This window comes from Paenibacillus sp. 01T422, from assembly GCF_056398785.1.
In genome coordinates this window covers 23,981-32,052 of record NZ_JBFTQB010000018.1, presented here as the reverse complement: position 1 = coordinate 32,052, position 8,072 = coordinate 23,981, and the positions used below count along the sequence as shown (strand labels likewise).

5 protein-coding genes are annotated in these 8,072 nt (G+C 44.6%); all 5 read left to right on the top strand.

Going from position 1 to position 8,072, the window contains the following annotated elements:
- Positions 1-932, top strand: a 932-nt coding sequence (locus tag AC1DUA_RS02220) for a type 2 periplasmic-binding domain-containing protein (RefSeq protein ID WP_477498174.1), incomplete at its 5' end; no start/stop codon positions are given.
- Between the two features lie 89 nt (positions 933-1,021).
- A complete protein-coding gene (locus AC1DUA_RS02215; RefSeq protein WP_477498173.1) occupies positions 1,022-2,761 on the top strand; it encodes a sensor histidine kinase in 1,740 nt (579 codons plus the stop codon).
- Positions 2,761-4,383: a response regulator gene (locus AC1DUA_RS02210; protein ID WP_477498172.1), complete on the top strand. Its 1,623-nt coding sequence runs from the start codon at positions 2,761-2,763 to the stop codon at positions 4,381-4,383. Before AC1DUA_RS02215 ends, AC1DUA_RS02210 begins: the two co-directional genes overlap by 1 nt.
- A gap of 99 nt (positions 4,384-4,482) precedes the next feature.
- Positions 4,483-6,720: an FAD-dependent oxidoreductase gene (locus tag AC1DUA_RS02205; RefSeq protein ID WP_477498171.1), complete on the top strand. Its 2,238-nt coding sequence runs from the start codon at positions 4,483-4,485 to the stop codon at positions 6,718-6,720.
- On the top strand, positions 6,717-7,928 hold the full coding sequence (locus tag AC1DUA_RS02200; protein WP_477498170.1) for an SGNH/GDSL hydrolase family protein: 1,212 nt from the start codon (positions 6,717-6,719) through the stop codon (positions 7,926-7,928). Before AC1DUA_RS02205 ends, AC1DUA_RS02200 begins: the two co-directional genes overlap by 4 nt.
- The last annotated feature ends 144 nt before the right edge of the window (positions 7,929-8,072 follow it).

Genomic DNA, 8,072 nt, shown 5'->3' with positions numbered 1-8,072 from the left:
GATTCATAGGCGGTATGAATAAAGAAGGCAATTTGCAAACCTACGGCTTCGATAGCTTAATGTGGATGTTTGGCGTCAATCCGCCCTCAGCCATTGAAGTGAAAGACAATAAACCGGTGTTCCTGTTTATCGATCCCAAAATGAAGGAAGCGCTCGCTTACATCAATAAAATGATGGTTGCCAAAGTTGTAGACCCCGACTGGGTGACGATGAATACGCCCGATTTGTTGGATCAAAAGTTATTTAAAGGTAAAGTTGGCTTCATGATTAGAGATGCCCGCAGACTGGAACCAGATTATCAGCAGAAAATGAAAGAAATCAGCGGAGAGGTACCGGAATGGATCGTCATTCCTCCAATGAAAGGGCCTTACGGCGATCAAATCGTGGAGAGTAAATCATTCCAAGGCAATTCATGGGCCATTTCTAAGAAAGCGGATAAGGACAAAATCATACGGATCTTATCTATGCTGGAATATCTCTTTACGGACAAGGAAGCCTATCCGAATTTCGCATACGGGATCAAAGGGATTCATTGGGATATCGTGGATGGCAAGGTCAAGAACAAAACATCTCAGTTATCGAAGGATATGAAAGAAAAGTATCTATGGGTTGATCATTATAGAATGCCGCGTCGTGGCGATGATGCCGAGTACTTCAGCTTCCAGAATCCGAAGACGGCAGAAGCTTTCACGGACAATCAGAAATATGTGGGGCCTACTTTGCCCGGAAATTTATTGACGGCGGACCCAAGCGATACCTTGGCAGCTGACCGCACTCGTTTCATTAATGAGAGCTTAGTCAAATTCATGACAGGCAAAGACCCTCTTACCAATTGGGATAATTTCCTCAAAACCTTGGATACGAAGTTTGACATGCAGAAATATAAGGATACAGCAATCAAGCAATTTAAAGAAGCAGGCCTAATCAAGTAAATAAACGAAGAGAGAGGYGATTAATAGCCCCTCTCTTTGTTGTCCTATGCTATTCTTAGTTTAATACAGAGTTAAAAGGAAGATGACCGATGCGAAGAAGAATCAGCTTGCCTTTAAAACTATTTTTTATCGTGTTTGCATTTGTATTAAGCTGCATCATCTTGATAAGCCAACTGTCCTACCGCTATGTTCAAAAGGAAATAAGGACCAATGATATTTATTACACAAAACAAATCTTGGACAAAGTTGACCAGTATTTAACGATTAATTTCTCCTCTTTCCAGACGATCTTGTTCTCGGTCGAAACATCGGTGAAAGCAAACATTAATAATACGGAAGTAATTAAAAAGCAATTAAGAGAGCTGTATGAGCTCAATAGTAATTACGTCAGTAACATTTACTTGATCAATAGCGATTTATCCATTCTAGGCGGAAGTACGCTGACGCGAATTTTTGATGAACCCTTAGCGGACAGAAAACCGTTGTTTGATGCGGCTGACAAGAACAAACGGACTACCTTTGTCAGTGATCCTTATACATCCAAGTATTCCGGCTGGACCGTTACGATGGTTCGATATCTGAATGGCTCTCCGTCTCCTATGGCCATTGCGATTGATTTGGATCTCAATGCCATTGAAGAAACCTTGTTCAAGATTAATAAAGAAGAGCAAATGAATCTGGCCCTGATTACTACATCTGGCAAAATCATTGCCGGATTTTCAGAGAATAGAGGCCCCCTGAATATTCAAGATCATACGTTTACAATCGGCGACATGTCGGCGGAACAAATTCTTGATACTACAGGAAGAAGCCTTCAATTGCATACCAAGGATGGCAAGCCGGTCTCCATACTCAAGAAATCGACAGAGAAATTCAATTGGTCCATCCTGTCGATCAACGATGAATCTCGCTTGGAAGCTGCGTTATCCAGATTGGAAACCTATTATATCGGGCTTCTAGTCGCAGGTCTTCTTTTAAGTCTGTTCATTTCCTTTTTTATTGCCAAATATATAAGAAATCCGCTCTATGCGCTCAAAACAAAAATGAAGCGGGTGGAGCAAGGCGACCTGACAACGACAATGACGATAAACCGAAACGATGAATTCGGCGATCTTTCCCGAGCTTCCGACCGTATGCTGCAGCAAATTGTGGAACTGATTCGGCGAGCGGAGCTGCATAACGAACTTGAGCGGAAGCTGGAGATCCAAGTGCTGCAATCGCAAATAAATCCTCATTTTTTGTATAACACGCTTGGATCTATTAGCAATGTTATACGCCTGGGACAAATAGAGAAAGTTGATGTGGTGATCGGGTCTCTCATTTCCATATTGGAATACGGGGTAGCCGACGCTGCGGAGAAGGTTTCATTACGTCAGGAATTGCAAAATGTAGCGGACTATATTGCGATCCAGAACATCCGTTATAACAGGTACTTCCACTTGATTGAGAATATCGAAGATGGATTAATGGAGTTCCCCGTATTTCGAATGCTGCTGCAACCCATTGTGGAGAATAGTATCTTCCATGGCTATAACGGTGGGGGAATCGAAGGTTCGATTACTATTCATGCCTACGAGCAGGGCGGCATCGTTATGATCGAAGTCGTTGATCAAGGCGAAGGAATTCCAATGGATCGAATCAAGCATATTCTAGATTCAGAACCGAGTGATCTAGAGCTGAAAAGGAAAAGAATTGGGTTAAACAATATTCATGGTCGAATAAGACTTCACTACGGCGAACAGTTCGGGCTGCAGATCATTAGCATACCGAATGAAATAACCCGTGTCCGCGCAATATTTCCAGCAGGTATGTTCAAAGGAGATGCATGATGGTGAGAGACTACACCTGCTTCATCGTTGATGATGAAGATCTAATCATCCAAAGATTGGAACTATTTTTTAACGAGCTCTCCCATAAGGAAGGGCGATTCCATTTGGTGGGCAAAGCGAATAATGGGCAGAAGGGGATCGAGGAAATTTTACGGCTTAAGCCGGATATCGTAATAACCGATATCGTTATGCCGCGAATGGATGGCATTTCCATGATTGAGCAGTTAAAGCCGGAGCTGCCTCATACCCAATACATTCTTTTGACTGCCTATTCGTCTTTTGAATATGCCCAGCGAGCTATTCATGCCAACGTGTTGGAGTACATTGTTAAGGTTCCGCTCAGGGAAGCGGATTTGGAGCGAGCTTTGGATAAAGCAGCTGGAATTTGGGATGAGGTTAAGAAAAAAGAAGAGGAATTTCAATCATTGAACGTATCCGTTCTTGAAAATAAATATAGAGTCCGTAAGCAATTTTTTAACGAGCTGATTAGAGGTGAGATCCCTTCCCATCGGGCATCCGATTTCGCCAATCGTATGCAGTTCCATTTCTTTCAAGCTAACTATTGCTGTTTTATTGTTGAAATGAATCTGTATGAAAGTTTCCGCCACGAATATTCAGCGGTTGACCAAAACATCTTGAAATATGCAATTACAAATGTAATCGAAGAAACGGTGATGAATTGTGGCCAGGGTGTTGCTACAGATCTCTCCGATAATCGTTTTATTGGTTTTCTTTCCTGGGAAAATAATCATAGTAGAATGGATACGGAATATGCTTGCCAGACACTCGGGAGTCAGATCGTCTCTCATTTGCATCAATATTTGAATCAAAGGGTATCTGTCGCTTTTGGCGGTCCGCACCGAGGCTGGGAATCCATTAAACAAGCTTACACGGAAGCTAATCATGTGAGTGAGGATTTCTATTATCATGCAGAGAAAGTAGTGAAAACACCCGCGCATCGGTTCCATTACCGGAATGACAAAAAGGAGGAGTTTCAGCAGAAGCTGGCTGAATTTCTTACATGGGTGCAACGAAAGGTTTCCAAGGAAGAGTTGGAGAAAGAATTTGCTGATTTAAATCAATTTGTTATGGAGCATAAAATCCACAAGTCCATCATGGCACCAATGCTTCGAGACTTGTATAGAGACATTATTGCGAAATTTAAATCGGGGAGCACGTTGACCACAGATGTAGCAGAGTTTCCCACCCTATTCATGGCATTTCGGGAGCAACTGGCCTATATTAGCGATTTCACATACGAATATGTGCACGCTGGCCAACTTTTACATCGTGCAGAAATTATGAGTGCTATGCGGTTTATAGAGAAAAACCTTAAACAGCGTCTAACGTTGGAGGCTATCGCCGAGGAAGTGAATTTAGCTCCATCGTATTTTAGCAGTCTTTTCAAAAAAACAATGAACGAAGGCGTTATCAGCTACATCAACCGTAAGAAAATTCAACTGGCTCTTGAGCTGTTAAACGTGCAGGATTATTCTTTATTGGAATTGTGCGAGGAAGTCGGAATTGTTAATGAAGGGTATTTTTGTAAATTATTTAAAGAGTACACAGGTGATACACCTAAGCAATATCGGATAAAAATGACACGGTATGAATCCAAATAAGGTTGCAAAAAATGTGTGAGTTTTTCGCGAAATCATGTAAAAAAACGGGGTTCAAAAGGATTACCATGATAGATGTATCTAATCATGGAGGTTATCACAATGGAGCTTATTAAAGCGGATGTAACCGTCGTAGGCGGAGGTGTTGCGGGGCTATGCGCCGCCATTGCTGCAGCACGTCAAGGACTGCAAGTTTCACTTATTAATGATCGACCGGTTCTTGGCGGGAATGCCAGCAGCGAGGTCAGGGTTCATATCAACGGGTCGGCCTATCTTGGAAACAGTCCATCCTATTATGCGCGTGAGGGCGGGTTAGTGGAAGAACTCAAACTGAGGATTTTCCACTATAATCCGCTATATAACAAGAAGCTTATGCTCTCGCTTTCGGATACGGTCCTGCTGGATATGGTCTATGATGAGCCTAACATTTCTCTATTTCTGAATACCTGTGTGCATGAAACGGGAATGGAGAACGGAAGAATCAAATGGGTGGAAGGACTTCAATTGGCTTCCGAAAGGAAATTCCGGTTCGAAAGCCGAACCTACATCGATTGCTCCGGAGACGGGGTTGTCGGCTATCAGGCAGGTGCGCTCTTCCGAAGGGGGAGAGAGGCGAGGCACGAATACAAGGAAGACTTGGCTCCTGAAGTGGCGGATCATTACACCATGGGAGATACGATCCTGTTTCAAGCCCGTGATGTCGAATATTCCGTTCCGTACAAGCGGCCTGGCTTTGCGTATGATATTACGAGGTTGGATTTTTTTGATAGTATCAGAAAAGGCTTGAACCATCGGGCTTTTCCTAGAAAAATCAACGGACTCGGCGGATTGTGGTGGCTGGAATACGGCGGACATATGGATGTTATCGCAAACAATGAAGACATCGCATTGGAACTGCGGAAATTGGTTTACGGGATATGGGATTATATCAAAAATAGCGGCGAATTTGACGATGTGGACAATCTCATCTTGGATTATGTCTGCCCGATTCCAGGTAAACGGGAGTCGAGGCGATTTATAGGGGATCACATGCTGTCTCAGAACGATCTTACCACAAAACCGCATTTCGAAGATGCAGTATCCGTCGGGGGATGGTATATGGATTTGCATGCTGCTAAAGGCATCTATGATGAGGGGCCAGCTACAGCTTGGAATTTCGTGCCTGGCTTGTACAATATTCCGTTCCGCAGTTTATTTTCCCAGAATATTCCCAATCTCATGTTCGCTGGTCGAAATATAAGTGCTACGCATGTTGCTTTCGGTTCTACAAGAGTAATGGCAACCTGCGGTTGTATGGGGCAGGCGGTTGGAACAGCTGCTTCGTTATGCTCGAAATATGAGGTAGACCCTGCAGCTATAGTCGAATCTCATATGGGGGAGCTGCAGGCGCTGCTGCTTCGGGACGGACAAACGATTGTAGGGCTTCAAGAGGAATTGGATCCTTACTTCGCTGATGGATTACAGATTCGCGCTTCATCTCAGCGCAGCTACACCAATCCGCATCCAACTGAAGCGATTCCTTTGGAGAAAGGGTTATGTTTGGTCTTGCCGATTCAGACATCCGTGGCAGAAAGCGTACAGATCAGAATTAAAAATAGTTCCGAGCATTCGGAAACGCTGCATGTGAAGCTGTTTGGCGGGGAACGGAAGGAGAATTACATTCCTTCTTGCGAGTTGAAAGACGACCGACTAACTATTGCAGCTGGTCATGATGACTGGATTACGCTGATCTTGAGCTGCGAGAAGCCGGCGGACGATAAAATCTACATCGTGCTAGAAGGTACGGCTAAGTTAGCCGTTTATGTCAACGAAGAGAAGATTACAGGTGCGGTTAGCTTCCATTATAAGCCGGAAGTGCCGTCCAGGCTGAAGAAATTTAATCAGAGTATTTGTTTCAAGGACCTGCTGCCATCCCAGCAGATGTATAATCCCGACAATGTCGTCAACGGCTACTCCAGACCTTATGGTCTGCCGAATGGCTGGATTTCCGAACATACAGAAGGACGGGAATGGTTGGAATTCTCTTTTGCAAGCCCCAAACATCTGGACGAAATCCATCTGGTTTTCAATTCGCAGCTGGATTTGGAACATTTCGACGATCCGATCGAGTCCCTTATCCAAGATTATGGTGTGATCTTGACCTTAGAAGACGGAACCGAGAGGGAAATCGTAATCCGTGGCAATTATCTCACGTTGAATAAACATAAGGTGGATGCGGAAGGTGTAACCCGAATTCGAATTAATTTCTTCGCAACTTACGGTTCGCCTTATCACGAAGTGTTTGCTGTAAAATTGTTTGCTCCTACAACGATAAATGAGGGTCAGGTGAAGTTGCGATGAAAGAATTATTCCCTCGAAGAGGGCTGCCTAATGTCATTCAGAAGTTGGAGAATGGGGAAAGCGTGACAATCGTCTATTTTGGCGGCAGCAATACGCGTTCTAAAGGATATAGAGTCATGACGGCGGATTGGCTTCGTGAGCAATATCCCAAGGCGGATATCCGCTGTGTGAATGCAGGCATTGACGGTACAGGATCGGATTTGGGCTGCGCCCGTTTGGAGAGGGATGTGCTGCGTCATCAGCCTGATCTTGTGTTTGTTGAATTTGTTGGCAACGATGGCGGCGTACCCGAGTCCAAGGCGCGCATCGAAGGGATCGTCCGTCAAATCCGCAAGATGAGCCGGTTTATCGATACCCTCTTCGTTTATACGCTGAAGGAGCGGGATGTGGCCTTATTTCAATCCGGGGAATACCAGAAGGGGGCGCTTATGCAAGAGGAAGTGGCCGATTATTACGGTATTCCTTCGATTCATCTGGGCGTAGCGGTCAGCCATTTGGTGTCCGAAGGAAAACTCATTTTTACCTCAGGGGCAGACAAGTCCATTCCTGGAGCGATTGTTTTTACGCACGATTCGATCCATCCGATAATTCCCGAAGGACACCAGATCTATACAGATACGATCTCCCGCTCGTTTGAGAAAATAAGCGAACTTCGAGATTCCTTGGGAAGAGTCGAACATAACTTGCCTGAGACCACTTTGGTCCCAGCGAATCCTTGGGAGTACGCGACAATGCTGCCGCTGGATGGTCATGCCCATTTAACGGATGGATGGTCCTACGTAACTCCCGATGATTCAGCTTTGGCCCGCGAGTACGACTGGTTGTTCTCCGGACTTTGGCGAGCGGTCGATCCGGGGGAGGCCATCACGGTGCAGTTTGAAGGCACACACATTGGACTGTTCGATATCGGGGGGCCAGATTCTGGCAGATTGAAGGTGACGGTGGACGGCGGGGACCCCTTCCTTGTGGATCGATTCACACTGTATAACGATCATAATCGGAATCAGTATGTTTTCTTGCCGGAGCTCCCGAATGGAGAACATACCGTTCGCTTCGAAATCAATACCGAGAAGACAGACAAAGTGGCTGTGTTCGAGGCATGTGGTAATGAACGAAGCGTTGAGCATGTTCGGCAGCATCCGGATTGGTACGATCAAACAGTAATCCAGCTTGGCAAGTTGTTGTTCGTACAGCCGCCATTAGTATAGTTTAAAGTCGTTTTGTTCCTTATGTAAAACTTGCAACGTATCAGACTGCTGCTCGGCAGATGAATACGTTGCAGGTTTATTTTACTTAAAATCTTATAAGAAATTCTAGAAATTAAAGAAATTTCACGGTTAAGCGACATGCTA